This window comes from Ekhidna sp. ABH4_415 (genome assembly GCF_056161305.1).
The window spans coordinates 108,556-129,128 of sequence record NZ_JBSWYW010000002.1 but is presented as its reverse complement, the minus strand read 5'-3'; the positions used below and the strand labels follow the sequence as shown (position 1 = coordinate 129,128).

The 20,573-nt window shown below is 39.9% G+C and carries 23 protein-coding genes; 11 read left to right on the top strand and 12 right to left on the bottom strand.

From position 1 onward, the window contains the following. Nucleotide 1 precedes the first annotated feature (1 nt). Genes ACXAH9_RS03615 through ACXAH9_RS03600 form a run of 4 tightly spaced genes read left to right on the top strand, consistent with a single transcriptional unit; the run spans nt 2 to nt 4,990 of the window. Entirely contained in the window at nt 2-571 is a 570-nt protein-coding gene (locus ACXAH9_RS03615) for an RNA polymerase sigma-70 factor (protein WP_474893502.1), read from the top strand. 55 nt (nt 572-626) lie between these two features. Continuing rightward, complete coding sequence (locus ACXAH9_RS03610) at nt 627-1,511, top strand: FecR family protein (RefSeq protein ID WP_474893501.1); 885 nt, start codon at nt 627-629, stop codon at nt 1,509-1,511. A gap of 33 nt (nt 1,512-1,544) precedes the next feature. Continuing rightward, nucleotides 1,545-4,160: a TonB-dependent receptor gene (locus tag ACXAH9_RS03605; RefSeq protein ID WP_474893500.1), complete on the top strand. Its 2,616-nt coding sequence runs from the start codon at nt 1,545-1,547 to the stop codon at nt 4,158-4,160. Continuing rightward, the gene (locus ACXAH9_RS03600) at nt 4,160-4,990 is read left to right on the top strand and encodes a DUF4249 domain-containing protein (RefSeq protein ID WP_474893499.1); all 831 of its coding nucleotides are present in this window, start codon (nt 4,160-4,162) and stop codon (nt 4,988-4,990) included. The genes ACXAH9_RS03605 and ACXAH9_RS03600 overlap by 1 nt, the downstream gene beginning before the upstream one ends. A 446-nt stretch (nt 4,991-5,436) precedes the next feature. Here the strand turns inward: ACXAH9_RS03600 and ACXAH9_RS03595 are convergent, their stop codons facing one another. The 3 genes from ACXAH9_RS03595 to ACXAH9_RS03585 are packed head-to-tail and all read right to left on the bottom strand — an operon-like array spanning nt 5,437 to nt 7,590. Then, the gene (locus ACXAH9_RS03595; RefSeq protein ID WP_474893498.1) at nt 5,437-5,883 is read right to left on the bottom strand and encodes a DUF1572 family protein; all 447 of its coding nucleotides are present in this window, start codon (nt 5,881-5,883) and stop codon (nt 5,437-5,439) included. After that, a complete protein-coding gene (locus ACXAH9_RS03590; protein WP_474893497.1) occupies nt 5,870-6,481 on the bottom strand; it encodes an IMPACT family protein in 612 nt (203 codons plus the stop codon). The genes ACXAH9_RS03595 and ACXAH9_RS03590 overlap by 14 nt, the downstream gene beginning before the upstream one ends. After that, nucleotides 6,478-7,590, bottom strand: coding sequence for a hypothetical protein (locus tag ACXAH9_RS03585; RefSeq protein ID WP_474893496.1), 1,113 nt, complete (start codon nt 7,588-7,590; stop codon nt 6,478-6,480). Before ACXAH9_RS03585 ends, ACXAH9_RS03590 begins: the two co-directional genes overlap by 4 nt. 98 nt (nt 7,591-7,688) lie before the next feature. Between ACXAH9_RS03585 and ACXAH9_RS03580 the strand changes: the two genes are divergently transcribed. Further along, nucleotides 7,689-8,576 carry a GNAT family N-acetyltransferase gene (locus ACXAH9_RS03580; RefSeq protein ID WP_474893495.1) on the top strand — a complete coding sequence of 296 codons (888 nt, stop codon included), beginning with the start codon at nt 7,689-7,691 and terminating at the stop codon, nt 8,574-8,576. On the opposite strand, the gene ACXAH9_RS03575 is transcribed toward ACXAH9_RS03580, so the two are convergent. Next, entirely contained in the window at nt 8,554-9,744 is a 1,191-nt protein-coding gene (locus ACXAH9_RS03575) for a glycosyltransferase (RefSeq protein ID WP_474893494.1), read from the bottom strand. The genes ACXAH9_RS03580 and ACXAH9_RS03575 overlap by 23 nt on opposite strands. Nucleotides 9,745-9,884: 140 nt before the next feature. Between ACXAH9_RS03575 and ACXAH9_RS03570 the strand changes: the two genes are divergently transcribed. Further along, a complete protein-coding gene (locus ACXAH9_RS03570; protein WP_474893493.1) occupies nt 9,885-10,724 on the top strand; it encodes a glycosyltransferase in 840 nt (279 codons plus the stop codon). A gap of 137 nt (nt 10,725-10,861) precedes the next feature. Here ACXAH9_RS03570 and rsgA read toward each other — a convergent pair whose 3' ends face one another. The 3 genes from rsgA to ACXAH9_RS03555 form a co-directional block, all read right to left on the bottom strand. Then, nucleotides 10,862-11,776: a ribosome small subunit-dependent GTPase A gene (gene rsgA, locus ACXAH9_RS03565; RefSeq protein ID WP_474893492.1), complete on the bottom strand. Its 915-nt coding sequence runs from the start codon at nt 11,774-11,776 to the stop codon at nt 10,862-10,864. 107 nt (nt 11,777-11,883) lie between these two features. After that, nucleotides 11,884-12,513 (bottom strand): peroxiredoxin, encoded by a 630-nt coding sequence (locus ACXAH9_RS03560; RefSeq protein ID WP_474893491.1) that lies wholly within the window; start codon nt 12,511-12,513, stop codon nt 11,884-11,886. Nucleotides 12,514-12,548: 35 nt separating this feature from the next. Beyond that, nucleotides 12,549-12,992, bottom strand: a complete 444-nt coding sequence (locus ACXAH9_RS03555; protein WP_474893490.1) for a Fur family transcriptional regulator — start codon at nt 12,990-12,992, stop codon at nt 12,549-12,551. 172 nt (nt 12,993-13,164) lie between these two features. On the opposite strand from ACXAH9_RS03555, the gene ACXAH9_RS03550 reads away from it, so the two are divergent. The 3 genes from ACXAH9_RS03550 to ACXAH9_RS03540 all read left to right on the top strand — a co-directional run bounded on the left by ACXAH9_RS03550 (nt 13,165) and on the right by ACXAH9_RS03540 (nt 15,696). Then, nucleotides 13,165-14,232, top strand: a complete 1,068-nt coding sequence (locus tag ACXAH9_RS03550; RefSeq protein ID WP_474893489.1) for a DUF6588 family protein — start codon at nt 13,165-13,167, stop codon at nt 14,230-14,232. Nucleotides 14,233-14,371: 139 nt separating this feature from the next. Continuing rightward, nucleotides 14,372-14,842, top strand: a complete 471-nt coding sequence (locus tag ACXAH9_RS03545) for a low molecular weight protein-tyrosine-phosphatase (protein WP_474893488.1) — start codon at nt 14,372-14,374, stop codon at nt 14,840-14,842. Then, nucleotides 14,839-15,696: a fructosamine kinase family protein gene (locus ACXAH9_RS03540; RefSeq protein ID WP_474893487.1), complete on the top strand. Its 858-nt coding sequence runs from the start codon at nt 14,839-14,841 to the stop codon at nt 15,694-15,696. The genes ACXAH9_RS03545 and ACXAH9_RS03540 overlap by 4 nt, the downstream gene beginning before the upstream one ends. A 74-nt stretch (nt 15,697-15,770) precedes the next feature. On the opposite strand, the gene ACXAH9_RS03535 is transcribed toward ACXAH9_RS03540, so the two are convergent. Beyond that, entirely contained in the window at nt 15,771-17,009 is a 1,239-nt protein-coding gene (locus ACXAH9_RS03535; protein WP_474893486.1) for an aspartate kinase, read from the bottom strand. Between the two features lie 78 nt (nt 17,010-17,087). Here ACXAH9_RS03535 and fbp point away from each other — a divergent pair, with 78 nt between their 5' ends. Beyond that, nucleotides 17,088-18,095: a class 1 fructose-bisphosphatase gene (fbp, locus tag ACXAH9_RS03530; RefSeq protein WP_474893485.1), complete on the top strand. Its 1,008-nt coding sequence runs from the start codon at nt 17,088-17,090 to the stop codon at nt 18,093-18,095. Here the strand turns inward: fbp and ACXAH9_RS03525 are convergent. Next, nucleotides 18,070-18,387, bottom strand: a complete 318-nt coding sequence (locus tag ACXAH9_RS03525; RefSeq protein ID WP_474893484.1) for a hypothetical protein — start codon at nt 18,385-18,387, stop codon at nt 18,070-18,072. The two genes, fbp and ACXAH9_RS03525, sit on opposite strands and share 26 nt — an antisense overlap. Before the next feature lie 159 nt (nt 18,388-18,546). On the opposite strand from ACXAH9_RS03525, the gene ACXAH9_RS03520 reads away from it, so the two are divergent. Then, nucleotides 18,547-19,020 carry a nuclear transport factor 2 family protein gene (locus tag ACXAH9_RS03520; RefSeq protein ID WP_474893483.1) on the top strand — a complete coding sequence of 158 codons (474 nt, stop codon included), beginning with the start codon at nt 18,547-18,549 and terminating at the stop codon, nt 19,018-19,020. Here the strand turns inward: ACXAH9_RS03520 and ACXAH9_RS03515 are convergent. The 3 genes from ACXAH9_RS03515 to yihA are packed head-to-tail and all read right to left on the bottom strand — an operon-like array spanning nt 19,010 to nt 20,549. After that, nucleotides 19,010-19,465 (bottom strand): acyl-CoA thioesterase, encoded by a 456-nt coding sequence (locus ACXAH9_RS03515; protein ID WP_474893482.1) that lies wholly within the window; start codon nt 19,463-19,465, stop codon nt 19,010-19,012. The two genes, ACXAH9_RS03520 and ACXAH9_RS03515, sit on opposite strands and share 11 nt — an antisense overlap. Beyond that, a complete protein-coding gene (locus tag ACXAH9_RS03510; protein ID WP_474893481.1) occupies nt 19,458-19,916 on the bottom strand; it encodes a DUF5606 family protein in 459 nt (152 codons plus the stop codon). The genes ACXAH9_RS03515 and ACXAH9_RS03510 overlap by 8 nt, the downstream gene beginning before the upstream one ends. 30 nt (nt 19,917-19,946) lie before the next feature. Beyond that, a complete protein-coding gene (yihA, locus tag ACXAH9_RS03505; protein ID WP_474893480.1) occupies nt 19,947-20,549 on the bottom strand; it encodes a ribosome biogenesis GTP-binding protein YihA/YsxC in 603 nt (200 codons plus the stop codon). Nucleotides 20,550-20,573 lie beyond the last annotated feature (24 nt).

Sequence of the window (20,573 nt, the reverse complement as noted above, 5' to 3'; positions counted from 1 at the left end):
TATGAGCTCAGATAATGATCTTTTGCTTTTCCAGCAGGTGAAAAGTAATGACTTCTCTTCTTATGAGGTCATTTTTAAGCGCTACTACAAAGAGCTTTACCGCTTTGCATTTACATACGTGCGTGATGCCACCATTGCAGAGGAAATGGCACAAGAGGTGTTTCTCTACATCTGGGAAAAGCGAAGTAACATAGAGATCCAAACAACCCTCAAAACGTATCTCTACTCAGCGGTAAAAAACAAGTGCCTCAATTACATCAAACTGGAGCTACCTAAGCAGCAATCCATGGCGGATGTAAGCGAAGTAATGTTAAGCGTGAGTATGCCCAAAAAAGATGAGGGTGAGAATGAAAAGTTGAAGAATTACATTCAGTCTGCCATTGACGCTTTGCCCAAGAAATGCAGAAAAATATTTATGCTCAGCAGAAATGCCGGGATGACCTATGAGGAAATAGCGGAAGAACTGGATTTATCCAAAAAAACAGTAGAAAATCAAATGGGAATTGCCCTTAAAAAATTGAGGGAATCACTGGAGCATGTGTACAAACATTATAAGGAGCATATGAGCTGAAAATAAAGTGAAAAAATTTAGGGGTTGACCCCTGGATGATTGACAGATTAATGAGATGGCAAACGACCTGAAAGTATATAACCACCTGAACTACAAGGATCAGCCTTCTGATAAAGAAGACAGGTTCGTAGAGTTCTTATTTCAGCACACTGATGTAGAGGCGCCTGAAATAGATGAAAACAGAGCCTGGGATCAATTGAATCAAAAGATTCATAACCCAAACAAAGGCTTTGCGTGGATGAAAATAGCTGCAGCCGTGGCTATTCTGGCAATCCTTTCTGTTTCGTTGTTCATTTACAATCCATCTCCTTCACAAATTCATGTTGCATCCGCTGATCAAAAGGTCAGTGTTACGTTCCCGGATGGATCTATTGGCGTTTTGAATGCGAATTCTAGTTTTACATACCCAGAGTCATTTGGAGATGAGCGAAATGTTACTTTCTCAGGAGAAGCCTATTTCGATATTCAAAAGAGTGAAAAACCATTCATTATAGATGTGAATGGTGTGGATGTAAAAGTTTTAGGTACTGCCTTTAACCTCGTAACTACCGATGAAAGGGTTGAATTATATGTAGACAGAGGGTTGGTTGCTTTTGAAAAGGACGGAAAGCAAACGAAGGTTCCAGCCGGAAAAGAAGCGATTTTTAATCGAAAAGATGCCTCTGTTGAAGTGAAGAGCATACCTTCATCAAACATCATGAGCTGGAGAAATGGGGTTTTCAATTTCGATCAAACCCCACTTAGTGAGGCGTTAAAAGAACTTGGCAAGTATTACGAGGTTGAATTCAAGTTTTCTAATGAAAAGTTGAAGGCCTGTAAAATTTCCGCAACGTTCAATAACCAGTCGCTTAAGGAGGTTTTAGAGATCATCGACACTGTTCTTAATGTAAAAACCACGATTAAGAACGATACAGTAAAAATTTCAGGGCAAGGCTGCTGATTGCGGGAGTAACGTTTCATTAATTTTGTGGGTGTGTTTATCGCCTTCAAATCCACTTTACGTAAAGTCTTAGCATTTGCATTGTTATGTGGAGCCATAACTATTCATGCTCAACAGAATGCATTGGAAGGCAATCTTATTTTCTGGGGTCAGATATCTTTATTTGAGTCGCTAGATTCACTCAGAAGCACTGGAATTCCCATTGCATACAGTTCTGATAAACTTACTAATCAAAATCTTAGCATAGAAAAGGGTCTTTCCATCAAATCATTTTTTGATCTGCTGGAAGATGAACTGATCGCAGATATCAACTATGATGACGGTCAGGTTATCGTCTCGCCGCACATACCTAAAAAATACACGGTGCATGGCGTATTAAAGAATGCTGAGTCCGGAGAACATATTATTGGAGCTACTGTGCTGGTAGAAGGTACAACGTTCGGCACCACCACGAATGGGTATGGGTATTACACCCTAACAATCAAAGAGGGTGACTATCGGTTGAAATTCTCTCACATCAACTACGAGCAGAAACAAACAGAAATATCGCTTTACCGAAATACCTATCTGGACATATCCATTTCGCCCAAAATCACACAACTAGATGAGGTGGAAGTAACTTCCATCGCAAGTGATGTGAACATTACTGAGAATATCCCATCCATAGATCGAATTTCCATTTCAGGTGCTGATGGCCAAATACCATATTTTCTTGGTGAAGTAGATGTGATTCAAAACGCACTACTTAAGCCTGGAATTCGGGCCATTGGTGAGGATGCCAGTGGGATTCATGTAAGAGGTGGTGGAGTAGACCAAAATTTGACTTTACTTGACGAGGCAACTATCTACAATCCCAATCATTTTTATGGTCTTATCTCTGTTTTCAATCCCGAAGCTGTAAACAATGTACGTATCCTCAAAGGCTACATTCCTCCATCTTACGGGGGAAGAACCTCTTCCGTAATTGAGGTGAGACAGAAGGAAGGAAACGTAAATCAAACACGAGTTTCAGGTGGTATTGGAATTTTATCCGCGCGGGCATTAGTAGAAGGCCCAATTCATGAGGGAAAAAGCTCATTCCTGATTTCAGGTCGGCAAAGTTTGTTAAACCTTTCATTGGATGATTTTGCCAGCACATCTGTGAGAAGAAATCGAATACGTTTTCAGGATTTAAATGTAAAACTCAACTTCAAATACAGCCGCAATAGTACCTACTACCTATCTGGCTATTTAGGTAATGATCGTAACCTTGCCGGACTGAATTCTACAAGAAATTGGGGCAATCGAATGTTAAATTTCCGGTGGAACTACCTGTTCAGCCCTCGTCTGTTTTCCAATATTTCTGTTTTTGTTTCGGAATACAACTACCGTATTGAAAACACCGATGTACCTGGGGCGTTTGTTGGAAGATCTAAGATTGCCGACTATAGCGCTAAGATGAATCTCACTTATGTAATAAACCCAAACAATGAAGTTTCATTTGGGTTTGGCACGGTCTATCATCGCCTGGCGCCAGGGTCACGCGAACCACTAGATCAAAACGCAAATACTAACAAAATTAAACTCGAGGATGAGCAAGGGTTTGAGTCAGCCTTCCACATCGGACAGGAAACGAAACTGGGCCAATTAGCGATCAGCTATGGGTTGAGAGTTAGCATGTTGCATACCATTGGACCTGGAACGGTTTTTCAATATCGGAATGGAGTTCCAACTGCCGATTCTACCATAATCGACACAGTGAATTATGAATATCTAGATTTTATCACTCGGGATTTTAACCTTGAGCCTCGGGTGTCTCTAAATTGGCAGTTAAATAATTCGACGGCTATTAAAACATCTTTTTCGAGAACGGCCCAATACCTTCACCTGATCTCTAACACGATATCCCCATCTCCCACAGATATCTGGAAACTTAGCGACACATATATCCCACCTACCACAACTAATCAATACACACTGGGCTTTTATAAAAACCTGAATGATAACATGTGGGAATTATCCGCTGAAGCCTATTTCAAAGACATTGCCAATAACATTCAGTATAAAAATGGGGCTGACCTGGTATTCAATGAGAACATCGAAACTGAATTACTCTTCAGCGAAGCAAGAGCCTACGGTCTGGAGCTTTATGTTAGAAAAAAGGCTGGCCGTCTCAAGGGTTGGATTAGCTACACTCTATCCAGAGCAGAAAGTCGTATACCCGAAATTAATGGGGAACGATATGTCTTAGAAAATCATGATAAAACACATGATTTTTCATCATCGTGGAGCATGCAGCTATCACCCCGATTGAGTGCTTCTGCCAATTTTGTCTTTAACACAGGAATACCCGTCACACTGCCTACAGATAAATATGTATTCGAAGGAAATTTAATTCCTCACTTTGGATTAAGAAACAACGCTCGGCTTCCAAACTATCATCGATTAGACCTATCTGTAAAGTGGGAAGGTAAGAAGTATAAAAAAGATGGTTCCAGAAGGAAAAATGAAGATTACTGGATTTTTACTGTCTACAACGTTTATGCCAGACAAAACGCCTACTCTTACTTCTATAGGGAATCACCTATTGATCCGGGAACCGCACAGGTGGTGAAATACTCCATTTTTGGAACGATTATTCCAGCTGTAACTTATAATTTCAGATTCTAATGAAGTACCTAATCTGCCTATCGATATTTGCGTTTATAGCTTGTGAAGAAGTGGTAGATGTTGATCTGCCAAACCCACAAAATCAGATAGTAGTTGAAGGATGGGTTTCAGACTCAACTGGCAGTCAACCAATTCGAATAACACGATCAAATGCATTTTCCAGTAAGGTTCCATTCATTCCTGTGGATGACGCGCAGGTAATTGTACAGTCAAGAGATGGTGATGTTTATAGCTACTCCTATTCTGATAATGGTTACTATGAAGCCAATACCGAATATCGTGGTATCAGTGGAACTCAATACAGGGTTCGTATAATACTAGATTCAAAGGAAGTAAGATCAGATTGGGATGCAATGCCTGAGCAAGTAACTATTGATGAACTTGAGATTGCTTCGTTTCAGGAAAATGACCCGGATGATTCAGATCAACAGATTACTATCTACTATCCAAAAATCAACACGCTAGACCCTGAGGATCAACAAAATTTTTATAGGTGGATTTTTTATAAGAATGGTGAGGTCTTTACTGAGCCAGAACCTATCACTGTGCAGGATGACAGGTTATTTGATGGAAACCTGATACCAAACAACTTTCAGGAGTTTGATTACGAATCGGGAGATGAAATGACCGTGCAGCTGGTATCTATCTCACAGCGAGCGCATGGCTACCTTTCACTTCTGAGATCTCAGATTACTACCTTAGGAACCTCATCTGGCACAACTCCTGCCATCGTTTCGGGGAATCTGTTTTTCGCTGATAATGAGTCTGAACAGGTTCTTGGATTCTTTGGTGCTGTTTCTGGTAGTTATGCTTCAGAAACAGTTCCATGACACAAGTAAATATTTAGGGGTTAAACCCGCCTTGTTTTACTTACTCATATGAAAAAACAAATTGCTCTAATTCTCGCAACGATCCTTGTTGCTTTGCTTGGGATCAAGGTTACTAAGAAAATGAGAAAGATGGCTTAATGTCTTTTGAAAGTAGAAATTAACTAATGCTGTCCCTTTCGGATGGCATTTTTTATTTGAATGAAATGAAGTGGGAAGTGGAGGGTGTATAAAAAGCAAACGGAGCGCCCTCACCAAAGCAACTCCGTTCTAATTCAACCAGCTATGGATTGTTTTGAATTTCTTTAGTTCAAGGTTAGCTAAGATTTTTATAATGAACCACCCTCATTCGGCCATTCTCGTCAAATATTAGACAAACCCAATATTATCACCGATTAAGATTTTTGACATTGAAATATTCAGTGACAAAATCCACATAATGACTAAAATCAAGGTCTAGATAGTATTCTTCTATGATAATTGATTTGACCTAAATGGTAATTAAAATGCCCCTGCAGGTGAGTTAAGAAGAAGTGAATGGTCATTGGATAACCGAAGGGCTCTAGTGGATAATTTGAAGTGAAAGACTCTGAATTTGCTTTATCAAGATAATTTTCAATAACCTGCTTTGTGGTTTCGATATCAGACAATAATTCCCCGTATGATACTTTTCCATTAAACTCAAAATCTCGCTCGCGCACATATCCGGATTTTGCAAGAATGGCTCCAATAAAATGTTGGAGATTTCCTGTTAGATGCATGGTCAGGTTACCAGCAGAGTTATTAATACCGTCGACCTTTTCCCATATCTTACTCTTATCCTCGTAGGCTTCACATTCTGTTTTTAACCTGTCCAAATCTCTTAGAAAAAGTTTCTTTAAATCATTCGCAATCATGACCAGAAATTTTAAACTTCATCGTATAAAGATCGGTTGTTTTTTCAACAAATTCATTCACTCTATCCTTTTTCAAATTGCCATAAATTTCGCAGGAGAGCTGAAAATCACGCTTCAGAACCTCTATTTCAAAATCCGCAATCAACTTTTCTGCAGTACTCATCATATCATAAGGAAAGCTCATCACAACCTCGCGTGTTTCGAATATCACTGTCTTTTTTGCTTTGGAAAGTGCAGAAGCTGTAGCTTCCTTATAAGCGTGGATCAAACCACCGACACCAAGTTTGGTTCCCCCGAAATAGCGAATAACAACAACCAGCACATTGGTGAGCTCAAAGGATCGAATCTGCCCCAGTATGGGATCGCCAGCTGAATGAGCAGGTTCCCCATCATCGTTTGCACGCCAGTTTTGATCATCCATTCCCAGAATCCAGGCATAGCAATGATGGCGTGCATCATAATACTCCTTCCTTAACTCCACCTGGATGATTTTAATTTCATCTTCAGATTGAACAGGGTATGCAAAAGCTAGAAACTTACTGCCCTTTTCCTTGTATAGACCCTCGGTTGGTTTTTGGATGGTATAGAATTCACTCAAAGTTCTGATAGGAGCTTTTTAGCTTCTGACTCCACTTGCTCGGTTTCAGCATACGTAAGTGCCAAATCTAATAATTCTCTTGCCTCTTCGTTTTCCTGTTTTCCAACAAGTACCCGACCCAGACCCAGATACCCAAAGCTTTTGAAAAACTCTCCATGGTTAGGGATTGTATCTCCATATTTTAATCCAAGCCTGTAAGCGTATTCCGCCTTCTTCTGATTCTTTACAACCTTCTCTTCGAAGTAACCCAAAAAGACATACCCAGCTAGTTTATAATAAGGGCTTTCATGTTTGACTAAATCATAAATGACATTGATCGGAACATTTTGAAAGTCTTGTGGATTTGCGAGTGATTCCAGGTATTTGGCTTTTGCGTAAAAGTTGTTTGGGTAGTGCGAGCAAAGCTCGGATAGGTACTCCTGAGCGAGCCTTGGTTCCATTTCATACCTTAGGTAGATATAACTCAAATAAACATGCGCCTCTACCCTGGTCAGGAAGGATTCAGTACAGGCTTTCTCTAATTGTTTTAGACCTAGCTCCATATCTCCACTTCTAAAAAACCATAATAAGGGCTTGTACATGGGGTGCTTTTCCGGATATTTCTCTCTGAAGTAATTGTACAGGCCGGTAGTAAGTAAAAATTCCGGGTGCTCGTCAACAATTTCAAATCCTTTTTTCATTAGACCATAAGCTCTATTTGCTTCACCTACCGCTTTCATTGTGGAACCCTGATCAGCGTAATACTCAGCCAATAAGCCATAAGAGGCCATGGCAAAGAAAATCATCTCGGGTTCATCAAGATTAGGATCCTTTGCTCTGGCTAATGCTATTGCAGAGTCCAATTGCACCTCCATTTCATTAAACAGTTCTTCTGAGATTAGTGGTATGTTTGACCAGAGAATGGTCATTGCACGCATCAAAGGAATAACCGGATGATTCGGAATGTGCTTCTCTGCCTTACTAATGTAAAATTCCGCTGAATCAGAGGCAGCATTATAAATATGATCTGTACCTTTCTTCACCAGATCCTGAACATATCCACGTTTAAAAACCTGTGCTGTAGAGCTGAAAATACCAAATAAAAGGAAGAGAGTGAGTATTTTTTTCAAGGTGAACAATTTAAGATTTTATTGTAAAAATCTAAGATGCAAGATAACGTCGGTTTTGAGCTTTAAAAAGAGGGATAGGTATTTAATTTTACGGTCTCATGCCAATTAATATTTATACCTCCCCAAAAGAAGTAATCGCTGAAAATCCAATTTTGTTTTATGAGCATGGGTATTTCACTTCTCAAGCCTATAGCGACTTTATCGCTTTCTCAGATGAAAACTTTTTTATTGCCTTCGACCAGATAGACAATTTGGCAATTAGCATACCAAGGAGTCCTTTTGGATCCATATTTTGTAGAAACGACAATAAAAAGGCCGAGCAGTTCATCGAAACGTTTACCGATCATTTTAGAGAAAAGGGAATCAAAAAAATTCAGTTGACACACCCGTCCCCTATCTATACCCCCTTTGTTTCCAAATCACTCTTAGAAAAAACAGGTTTTGATTTGGCCTACAATGACGTAAGCCAACATATTGTGCTCCAACCTCATTGGGAAGACTCCATCCATAAAATGCAAAAGAAAAAGTTGGAAGGGCTGAAAAATGAAGGCTTTGAATTCAGAAAAATGGAGAATGATGAGCTTGAGACTGCCCATAAGTTTTTAACAGTGTGTCGTCAAACACAGGGACTTCAAATCAATATCTCTTGGGAGCAATTAAAAAAACTAAATGATGCACTTCCCGGAAAGTATGAGTGCTTTGGTGTTTTCAGAGATGGTAAAATATCTGCGCTTTGCATTGCTGTGAATGTTTCAACCGAAGTAGCATACTATTATCTCCCTGCTACGAGCCCGATGTTCAGAAATCAAAGTCCCATGGTTATGCTCATTGCCGGGATGGTTGAGCACTATCGAGAGAGACAATACAAGTACCTGGATTTGGGCATTTCTTCTGTAGAAGGAAAACCACAGGAACCTTTGAAAATATTTAAAGAAAGGATGGGTGGAGTTGTCACTGAAAAACCTACTTTCTTGCTGCAGTTGTAAGTAGGGATTCCAACCTTTCTACCCATGACTCAGGGGAAAACTTGTTATCAATCGAACGTCTAATCAGCTTTGGGTCATACTGCTGATTGGAGTTTATCATTGCGACTATCTTTTCTTTCAAATCTGAAACGGAAACCTGGGAGATTAAGCCAGTATCTTTTGTAACAATCTCAGCTGGCCCTCCGCAATTGGTTGCCACAACTGGTTTGCCGCATGACATAGCCTCTAGTAGCACATTTCCGAATGTTTCATATCTACTCGGAAGCACCAAAAATTGACAATTCTGCATATATGATTTTACATCCATCCGGTTCTTTTCACCAATAAGCTCGACCCTATCCTCAAATTTTAGCTGGCTTATTTTTCTTACCAATGCATCCCTTTGTGTACCTCCTCCTATAATCTTCAAATTCAACCCATCTATTTGAGCTACCGCCTCAATCAATAAATCAAATCCCTTCTCATGTTCTAACCGGCCAACAGCCAGCACATATTGCTCATTTTTATCATGAACATCAAAGATATTATGAACATCAAAGAATTGAGTGTCTACAGGATTATACAATGTTTTTGTCTCTGGAACCCATTTTGCTAATTCCTTAGCATGAAAATCACTGGTGACAGTCACCAGTTCTGCTTTTGAAATCGCAGATAAAGTTTGACGCCTCATTCCTCCCAGATCACTCAATAATTGCTCGAACATAAAGCCCCCCAAACGTATATGGAGGTGAAATGGAATATCATATTTATCAGAGAGGTACTCACCAATCAGCACGCCCGGATAAGTTGCCTGAACCATAATCACATCCGCTTTTCCAAAAGATTGGGTATGTGACAGATAGTTGATTTCATTACACCTGATGATCTCCCTTAGGTTGCCTTTTTTAAAACGCTTGGTCCAGCTAAGTGCCGGCTGATAAAACTCTTTAAATCCCTCATTATTTTTTGTATTAGGAGTATCCTTTTGGTGCCTTCGGATCTTAATTAGGTTTTTATAGTGGTCTTTTACCCAAATCAGCTTTTCATCACTACCCTGTCCCCATGTGCTTACCCCAATCTTCCAATCTGGTCTTATGCGAGCCATCATTTTGATTTGATCCTTTATGAATATCCCATAAGAGGGGTTTGAATCAGAAGGATACCAGGATGGGACAATAAAGAGATTCATTCCCCGAATTTAATTGGACATAGTAGATTTGGTGTAATCCACCACTAAGTCTTTAATAATTTCTCTCTCAGATTGCTTGCGCTGGCAATTTTCACTTTAGTTTAATTGGTAAAAACGATCTCAAATGTGATATTACTAAAATGAATCAATTGCCGTTGGTTTCGGTCATTTGTTTATGTCACAATCAGCTCCCTTACGTCAGGGAAGCCATACAGTCCGTTTGGAAGCAAAGCTATCCCAATATTGAGCTCATCGTAGTGGATGATGGCAGTACGGATGGAAGCAAGGAGATGATCGAATCTATTTTAAAGGGGGAAAGTGTAAAGTTCATTGACATTGAATCCCGTATCGGCAATTGTGCAGCATTTAATCGTGGTTTTTTTCAATCAAAAGGCGAGTTTATCATAGATCTGGCGGCTGACGATGTTTTAATGCCTGATAGAATACTGGAGGGTATAAACACATTTATGAAAACCAATGCAGGCGTTACATTTTGCAACGTAATGAACATCGATCAGGAAGGAAATGAGCTTGATACTCATTTTAAAACCCCAAATGGGTCGATTCAGGAAGATATTCCGGAAGGAGATATTTACATCGATCTGATCAAAAAGTATTTTATCTCGCCTCCCTCGATGATGATAAGAAGAGAGGTTTTAGAAGAATTAGGTGGATATGATGAATCACTCTCCTATGAGGATTTCGATTTCTGGATTCGCTCTTCACGAAACTGGAAGTATGCTTTTACCAATAACATTTTAGTGAAAAAAAGGAAGGTGATAGGCTCATTATCCGATCAGCAGTTCAGATACAGAACCAAGCACCAGGAAACCACCTTGAGGGTTTGTCAGAAAATAAAAGAGCTGAATCGTTCAAAAGAGGAAGATTCAGCTCTTAGAAAGAGGTGCTTATATGAAATCAAACAATGTGTAAAACAGGGTAATATTCGTTTGATCTTCAAGTTTTTAAAGCTTTTCTAAACTGGTTCTTTACTTCTTCAAAGAAATTCTCCATTAAAAAATGAACACTCAGCGTTGTTCAAATGTTATAAATCTACACTAGTAATAGTGAGTTAGGTTGGTTGTGTGATGGGGTCGTCCGCTCGGGCGACCCTTTGTTATTTGCGGTTATCTTCTTCCCTTAGAATGGCGAGGTACCCGTCATACCTTAGCTGGGAAATTGTATCTCCAACAGCCTCCTTTACTTTACACCCAGGTTCATTTTCATGCAGGCAATTATGGAATTTGCATTGCCCCAAGTAGTTTCTCATTTCAGGGAAGTAGTGAGATAGTTCTTCTTCCTCTATTTCAGAAAGACCAAGTTCTTTTATCCCGGGTGTGTCAATGATGGCAGATTTATCATCCAGAAAAAACATCTCAGCGAAAGTTGTAGTGTGCACACCTTTGTTCGCAAAATCAGATATTTCTTTTACTTCCTGGCCTGCATTGGGAATCAAGCCATTTATCAATGTAGACTTACCTGCTCCACTGTGGCCACAAAGCAGACTGGTATTGTTCCTGAAAAGTTCTGATACTATAGGTTCAACTTCTTTTTCGAACTGACATAAATGAACTTCATATCCAACATCCTTATAGATGGATTTCAGTTCTTCGAAACGTTCAATTTCCTTTTCATTATATAAATCTCGCTTATTAAAAAGGATAATTCCAGGAATCCGAAAGCTCTCCAGGGTGATCAGAAATCGATCAATGAATCCTGTAGAAGTTCGTGGTTTTTTTAGCGTAACAATTAATACCCCCTGATCAATATTTGACGCAATTAAGTGATCATGCCCTTTCTTTCTGGGGCTTTCTCGTATCACATAGTTTTCACGATCATAAATATGCGTAATGACCCACTCTCCATCTACTTGCTGATTTGCTTCCACTTCCACCCAGTCCCCGGCTGCTATCGGATTGGTAACCTTCTTATCCTCCAACTTAAACTTGCCTCTAAGCCTTGCCACCAGCCGCTTATTTTCGGCTAGCACCTCATACCAAAGTCCTGTGGATTTAACTACGAGCGCCTTCACTTAACATTTTCATTGACATTACATGCAATAGTAAACAAACCACTCAATTGAAATAAAAAAGGCTGACCACAATGTGATCAGCCTTATATCTTTAGACTAAAATTCTCTTAATTATTTGAAAGGTACTCGGCCACTCCATCTCTGGTTGCGCTCATTGCTGATTTACCTTCTTCCCAGTTTGCAGGGCATACTTCGCCGTGCTTTTCTACATGATGCCATGCATCTACGATTCGAAGCATCTCATCTATATTTCTTCCAAGTGGAAGATCGTTGATTGTTTCATGTCTCACGATTCCTTCCTTGTCGATGAAGAAAGTACCTCTGAATGCTACTGGAGCTCCTTCAAATTCCAGATTTCCTTCTTCGTCGTATGACCAATCTCCTGCAAGTACACCAAAGTTAGTTGCAACAGTTTTAGAAGGATCTGCCACTAACGGATAGGTCACTCCGGCAATTCCTCCTTTGTCTTTGTCTGTCATCAACCATGCCAGGTGAGTTTCTTCTGTGTCGCAAGAAGCTCCTACTACAGCTACCCCTCTTTTCTCAAATTCAGCAAGCTTTTCCTGGAAAGCGTGAATTTCAGTTGGGCACACAAAAGTGAAATCTTTTGGGTAGAAGAAGAAGATTACTTCTTTCTTTCCAATGTACTGGTCAAGAGAAAAGTTTTCTACGATTTCTTCGCCATTGATTACGGCTGGTGCATTTACAATAGGTGCTTTTTTTCCTACTAAAGACATTTTTTACGTTTGTTTTAAATTGTTTAAAAAGTGATTTATAAAATTTTTACATCTACTTCTGGATCAATTCTTTCGCCATTGACCTGAAGTTTTATTTCGTTGATACGAAAATTCTTTATTCGTTTTTTCCTGAAGAAATCATTAATCAAGCCGTAGAGTTCCTCGTCATAGAAATCCTGGATTTTGTTCGTTTTCAGGCAGTAAATATGTCCATGTGGATTCATGTTCGCATCATAGCGCTTAGATCCTGAACGAACAGAAACCCTTTGGATCAGACCTGCATCTACCAGGACATCTAAAACTCTATAAACGCTACCGAGAGAAATAGATGGATTGTCAACTTTAATTGTTTCATGAATCGCCTCAGCAGTTGGGTGATCATCTGATACCATTAATTCCCTCAGCACGGTTATTCGAGGATGTGTGGCTTTTAAACCGACTTCACTCAACCTTTCCTTTATTTGATTAGTAATTTCCATTTAGGAATTTTTCTTAAATGCGAAATTAGATCATATTACTGAAGTAGCCAAGAATTTCGACCAATGAATGAAAATACCATGATTAGGGGATCAAAAAAGTGCAAGAATCTTGGTTAATTGCAGTATAAATGAATCATTTATCTTTAATGAATCGGAATCAAACACCATGATTATGAAAAACCCTATTACTAAGATTTTAATACTAACGCTGATGGGTCTATTCTCTATCAGCTATACAGCCAATTCGCAAGATTTCGGCGAGGTATTTAAAGCAGGTCCAGAGGATGCAGAGAAATACCTAGAAAGCTACATTGATCCCATCATGCAGTCATTTAACAATGGCTTAAGTGGGGGCTGGGTAAATACTGCCAAAACGCACAAGCTTTTAGGATTTGACTTAACAGTATCGGCAAACATTGCAAATATTCCAGACGATGATAAGCTTTGGCGATTCAGAAATTCCGATTTCAGTAACCTACAGCTCAGAACTGGGTCCGAAGCTACCCTTCCAACAGTTGTTGGAGGACCTACCAATCAAGAACTTGTAGTGAGAGGAAATGCACAAATTGGTGCTATCAACTTTGCTAACGAATCCGATCCCTTTCCTGCTGCAGAAGGAATTGATACGGATGACTTACCTCTTGCTGGATTTCCTGTGCCTACTTTCCATTTAGGGATTGGATTGGTGAAAAATACCGATCTTAAAATTCGATTTGTTCCTTCTATACAATCAGAAGATCTAAGCTTTAACATGTGGGGAGTGGGCGTATTACATGACGTAAAACAGTGGATTCCCGGCTTAAAATTGGTTCCGATGGATATTGCAGCATTTGTTGGCCACACAAGCTTAAAAGCAGAGTATGATATCGATGTACCTAGAAGAACAGATAATCAGGGTTACGCATATTCTGCCGAAGGAACAGCTGAATTCAAAGCATCATCAACTATTATTCAGGTACTTGCTTCAAAAAAATTAGCAATCTTTACCCCATATGTTGGATTGGGATACAATATCGCCGGAAGCTCATTTAAAGTGAATGGGGACTTTACGTACGAAGACACCAACACAGGTCAATCTGAGACCATTCAAGATCCTGTCGATTTATCTTTCGGAGGCGGTAGTTCACCAAGAGTTACCATAGGAGCCCAGATTAAGTTGCTGATTCTAACTGTACACGCTGATTACTCTATCCAGAAGTACAACACCTTTACTGCTGGTTTAGGACTAAGTATCAGATAAGAATTTTAGAACCGTATAAAAAAAGAAAAGTCCCGTCAAAAACGGGACTTTCTTTTTTACTTGTCAAACAGGTGTATGAATAAATTTGTGTTATGCATTAGATATATACTATCTAATCTAAAAAGGTAACCACCCAATCATGATAAAAGTTTTATTTGTTTGTTTAGGTAACATTTGCAGGTCTCCTCTAGCAGAGGCAATTTTTAACAAAAAGTTGTCAGAAGCAGGTTTAAGCAACAAAATAGCTACTGATTCGGCCGGGACGGCTAACTATCATGTGGGAGAAAATCCCGATTCCAGAACAATAGATATTGCACAAAAGCACAATACACCTATCGATCATAAGGGTAAGCAATTCAAAAAACATCATCAGGCAGAGTTTGATTACCTACTGGCAATGGATCGTTCCAATTATCAAAACATGATCCGCGAAATGGATGATGAACCATCAAAACTCCTTTTAATAAGAGATTTTGATCCTTATGGCAAAGGTGAAGACGTTCCAGACCCATATTATGGAGGTGTCAATGGATTTGAGCAGGTATATCAAATCCTTGATCGGTCATTAGACAAGTTTCTGGATCACATAAAGAAAGAGCATCATTTATGAGTGACTTCATTCAGAAAGTCATCAGCAACCATACACGCGCCTCTTTAATTTCATTTCATCCAGCTTCAGGAGGTTGCATCAATGATTCGTACCATCTAAAAACCAATAATGGGGATTATTTCCTTAAATGGAACAAGAAGGAATTATTGGGAATGTTTAGAGTAGAAAAAAAAGGGCTTGTGCTCTTAAATGAACATTCTCCAGTTCACTCTCCAAAAGTGATTTCATATGGAGAAATGGATGGTAAATCATACCTCCTTACCGAATGGATTGAAAAAGGTGGTCAAAATACACGGTTTTGGGAAAATTTTGGGCGAAACCTGGCACTACAACATCAGGTTACAATGGATCAATTTGGGTTGGATCATGACAATTTCATCGGGAGTTTACCACAATCAAATAAACAACACACCATCTGGCATTCATTCTTTATAAACGAACGTTTGAAACCACAACTAAACATGGCTTCATCCAAGGGTTTGATTGATCTGGGAACTCAGAAGAAATTTGATTCACTATTCAATCAGCTTGAAGAATTAATCCCAGATGAACCACCCGCACTTTTACATGGAGACCTCTGGAGTGGGAATTTCATGATCAACTCCGAGGGTGAAGCATCTATTTTCGACCCAGCTGTTCATTACGGCCATCGGGAAACTGAACTATCCTTTACACACCTCTTTGGGGGTTTCTCATCAGAATTCTATCATTATTACAATGAGGAATACCCTTTAGCACCAGGGTTTGATGAACGGGTAGACATACACAACCTTTACCCACTGCTCGTTCACGTGAACCTTTTTGGGAGTTCATATCTCTCAGGCATTAATCAGACACTTCGGCGTTTCAGTTGATTTAAATTGTCAGTTACCTCGATGAAAGGAAGAGATTCTAAACCATCGGCAAGGGATTCGCAGAAAGACTCCCACTATCGATAAAGCACCTGATAATTGTTAGCGGTCTTTTGCTCCATGATCACTGTACGATTCCAAGGCAACTTATTAAATGAGTCCGGTGTGTAATTTTTAATGGTTGCCAGGTTCAATGGGCTTTCAAACGACAACATGAAATCCCTGTTTAGTAACTCCTTAATCCGCTTGGATTTAAATTCTTTGTTGTCGATACAGAATGAAAATGTAAGTGCAGAATTTTGCATCAGGTTGATCTTTATATTCAATAAATCAAGCACCTGAAGTATCAACCCAAGTTTCTTTTCATCCATGAAGCTGTGGTCTTTTACCTGTGCAGTGACCAACAATTGGTTCCCCTTAAAGACGAAGCATGGGATCATTTTGGTAGTGTTCTCAGTAGCGATAGTTGTTCCCTGCTTTCCTTTATCCAAAAACGAACGAACAATCAACGGTATGCTTTTTTGAGCTATGGGCTTAAGTGTTTTTGGATGGATGACCTGCGCCCCATAGTAGGTCATTTCAGTCACCTCACGATAACTAAGCTTTTCATATTGTTCAGTTCCCTCCAGTATTCTTGGATCTGCATTCAAAATACCCGGTACATCTTTCCATACTGTAAATCCATCTGCATTAAGGCAATACGCCAAAATAGCTCCAGTATAATCCGATCCCTCTCGTCCCAGAGTGGTTGAGTTTCCTTCCACATCAGATCCGATAAAACCTTGCGTGACAACAACCGTTTCCTCTGCTACTGGTTTCAGCGAAGTGATTATTTGTTTCTCTGTAACGACCCAATCCACATTGGCTTCAGTGAAATATTGATCCGTACGGATGACCGATCGAGCATCAAACCAAGTGCATGACACATACTGATCCAGGTAAGCTGCAACGATGGAAGTGGACATCAGCTCCCCATGAGGCACAATCCTGTCATAGGCCAGCATAGGCTCGCAACCATTTAATTCCTTCAAAGTTTGTTCTAATGACTTTTCAAATTCAATATAGCGCTCCGGTAACTGGCCAAGTAAATCCAGGGCAATTTCATGATGATACGCCTTCAATTCTTTGAGAGTCTGACTGTAATCTTTCCCTTCATGTGCCTGTTTGACTAGTTCTTCAAGTTTGTTTGTTGTCTTACCCATAGCTGAAACAACTACGACTACTTTCTTCGAGCCGAAAGAGGAAACAATCTCAGCCAAATTTTTTACACCTGTAGCATCTTTAACTGATGCTCCCCCAAACTTGAAAATCTGCATAATGCAAACGTTATAACTAGTGAATGAATTAATTTCGTGGTTCGAAAGTCAAAATAAAATTCTGAACAAACACCCCTAATGAACAAAAGTAAGCTTGGCCTACCGATAGGAACAACCTTAGACCGCTTTATTAAGCAAAAAGAGGATGAATTTTCCTCTGCTACTGGAGAATTGTCTCAACTTTTGAGAGATATTGCACTAGCTGGTAAAATCATCAATAAAGAGGTAAATAAATCTGGGTTATTGGATATCACTGGTGGGTTTGGTGAAAAAAATGTTCAAGGTGAGGATCAGCAGAAACTCGATGTAGTAGCTGACATTCGATTCACACGGGCTCTACGCAATGGAGGAATGACTTGTGCTGTGGTATCTGAGGAAGAACAGGAAATCATTCACCTCAACCCTAATTGCAGGTATGTCGTTGCAATCGATCCGCTTGATGGAAGTTCGAATATTGATGTAAACGTTTCCATTGGCACGATTTTCTCCATTTATAAGCGCATCTCGCCGGTAGGAGGACCTGTTCAGGAAGAAGATGTTTTACAAAAAGGTACCGAACAGGTAGCAGCAGGTTATATTCTATATGGATCATCCACCATGCTGGTATATACGACCGGACGAGGGGTTCATGGATTTACTCTTGAGCCTAGTCTGGGGGAGTTCGTGCTATCACATAACCAAATGAGATGCCCGAATGATGGAAAAATCTATTCTATCAACGAAGGCAACTATTACGCATTTGATGAGTGGGTGAGAGAATATGTGGAAGATTGTAAGAAAAAAGGAATGACAGCAAGATACATTGGCTCACTCGTGGCAGATTTCCACCGAAACATGATGAAAGGGGGTATTTATCTTTATCCAAACACTGAAAAAGCTCCAAACGGGAAATTGAGACTTCTTTATGAATGTAACGCGCTAGCATTCATTGCCGAACAATCCGGAGGCGTTGCGACAAGTGGTTCAGAGCGGATTTTAGATATTCAGCCTACCACTTTTCACCAGCGATCTCCATTGTATATCGGATCGGCTAAAATGGTGGAGCATGCTACCTCTTTCATTAAGGCTGGTACTGCTGCCGGGTAATTACTTTTTGTTTTTCACGCTCTATGATCGCTTTGGCTACATTCCTGGCAATCTCCCCCTGCTTTGAATGCTGGAGGAGATCTTTTACCTTATTTTCAGGAATGTCGATGCGATAAAGGGCGTTCAGTAAACGGTTCAAATCATGATCAAGCAGGTAATTGACCTGCTTTGTGAGATATTCCTCCAACCGATCAATTTCATTTTTCCCGTTCTCAAATTCCAATTGTTCCTCCAATCCTAGATCCTTGCGAATCAGTTGGTAACTGTGTTCTAGTAAAGTAACTTCATCCATAGTAATGCTGATTAAAGCAATGATCAGCCATTTTTATTGACTTTGAAAGTTCAAACATGAAATGAGCATAAACATATGCTGACAAACTTATATCTACTGACGTTTAGATGTATGTTTATTGCGAATTCCATGTGTGCCTTTAAAAACAAGCTATATCACATGAAAAACATATTAATTGTCATTTTCTGCGCAGTTTCTACTTTATCAATTGCACAAAGTGATGAAAAAAGTGAAATCATGAAGGTCATTAATCAGGTATTTGAAGCCATGCGCACCAACGATAGTACCATGCTAAAGCAGAGCTTTGTGGAAAGCCCCAATACTTTCACGGTTTTTATCAATAAGGAGGGCAAAACACAGCTTGTAAGTGGCGATTTTCAGCGATTTATTGATGCAGTTGGTCAGCCAAAAGAGCAGGTATGGAATGAACCCATCTGGAATGAAAAAGTGGAAATAGATGCGAATATGGCCTCCGTTTGGGTAGATTATGCCTTTTATGTGGATGATCAGTTTTCACATTGCGGGGTGGATGCTTTTCACCTAATCAAACGTGAGGATGGATGGAAGATATTCCATCTGGTGGATACTCGAAGAAAAACAGATTGTGAGGTGCCGGATGAGTTTAAGCCTTAACCTTATTCGGAATCCACTCAAAATCATCCGATTTCACTGCATCTTCCAGAAGGATGTCCGTTAACTCAGAGGGCGGAACAGTCGTTCTTCGTTTGTTGAGATCAAGCCAGGCACCATCCACGTCCACCTTGGCTGATAAACTTCCATCGTGCGTGTAGATATTGTGTCGGAATGACCACTTAGATCCATCTTTTCTAAGCTTGGAAATAGTAAATCCAACCTCAAACTCTTCATTCATTCTTACCTCCTTAAAAAACCGGGTGTCTTCCCTGAAGAGTATTGGCCCCACCCCCATTTTTATCAATTTATGGAATGGCATACTAATATCTTCGAAGTACATCAGTCGTGCCTGAGCACAATAATCATTGTACGCTGTATGACGCATATGACCGTTGGGGTCCAGATCGGCCCACCTTACTCTAAACTTGTATTTAACTTCACTCACCTTTTGGCTCTTCCTTTTTAGTTGTCTTCTTAGGTGCCTTCTTTTCTTCTTTTTTCTCCACTAAAACCTGAGGGGTCTGCTTCACCAACTGATCATACCAGCTCACCACCTTCTTAATATCTGACACATAGACTCGTCCTTCGTCATAGTCAGGTAGAATAAACTTCAAAAAAGCCTTTAATTCTTCAGAGCTACTATTTTTATCCAGATCCGTGTCTCCATCAAATTCCTTGTGGATCTTTCTCATCACATCCTCCAAAGGAACAGCTCCTTCAGCATCAGTGGTGTAAATAGAAATTTCTGAAAGGATGCTCACTTTATTGTGCATGGTAGCCACCATTTTCTTTTTGTGCTCATCCAGGCTCTCCAGAATCACTCCGGTACGAGTCGGTTGAATTACTTTAAAAAGAGTTCCTTTTCCGGAAACAGATGCGATATCACTAAAATCCATAAAGTCGTTTTTTGAGGGGGCAAAAATATCCTATCTCGCTATCTCTGCATTGATTCGATCAATAAAATCCATAATTTCTTCTCCACCTACCCGTTCAGTTGATGAGGTAACAAACGTTGGCGGGAGCTCCTCCCATGTTTTACGCATTTCTTTCTTGTAAGCAACCACATTAGACTGAACCTGGTTTTTTCCAAGCTTATCTACTTTGGTAAATACAATGCTAAACGGAATTCCTGATTCTCCCAGCCATTCCATAAACTCCAAATCAATCTTTTGTGGCTCATGCCGACTGTCTACCAGCACAAATACACAAGCCAGATTTTGTCGTTCCTCCAGATAAGTATTGATCATCTTTTTCCAGGCCGCCTTATTGGTTTTACTCGTCTGTGCCCACCCATAACCGGGCAGATCCACCAAATACCAGTTTTCATTAATCAAAAAGTGATTGATCAATTGCGTTTTTCCAGGTGTAGAGGATGTTTTAGCCAGTTTCCTTCGTTGAGTCAGCAGATTAATCAAGCTAGACTTACCCACATTGGATCGTCCGATAAAGGCATATTCCGGGAGGGTCGGCTCAGGACAATCTGCTACGTTCGGACTACTTTTTATAAATTCTGCTGATTTTATCTGCATGGAGAAGAAACTGATAACATTTGA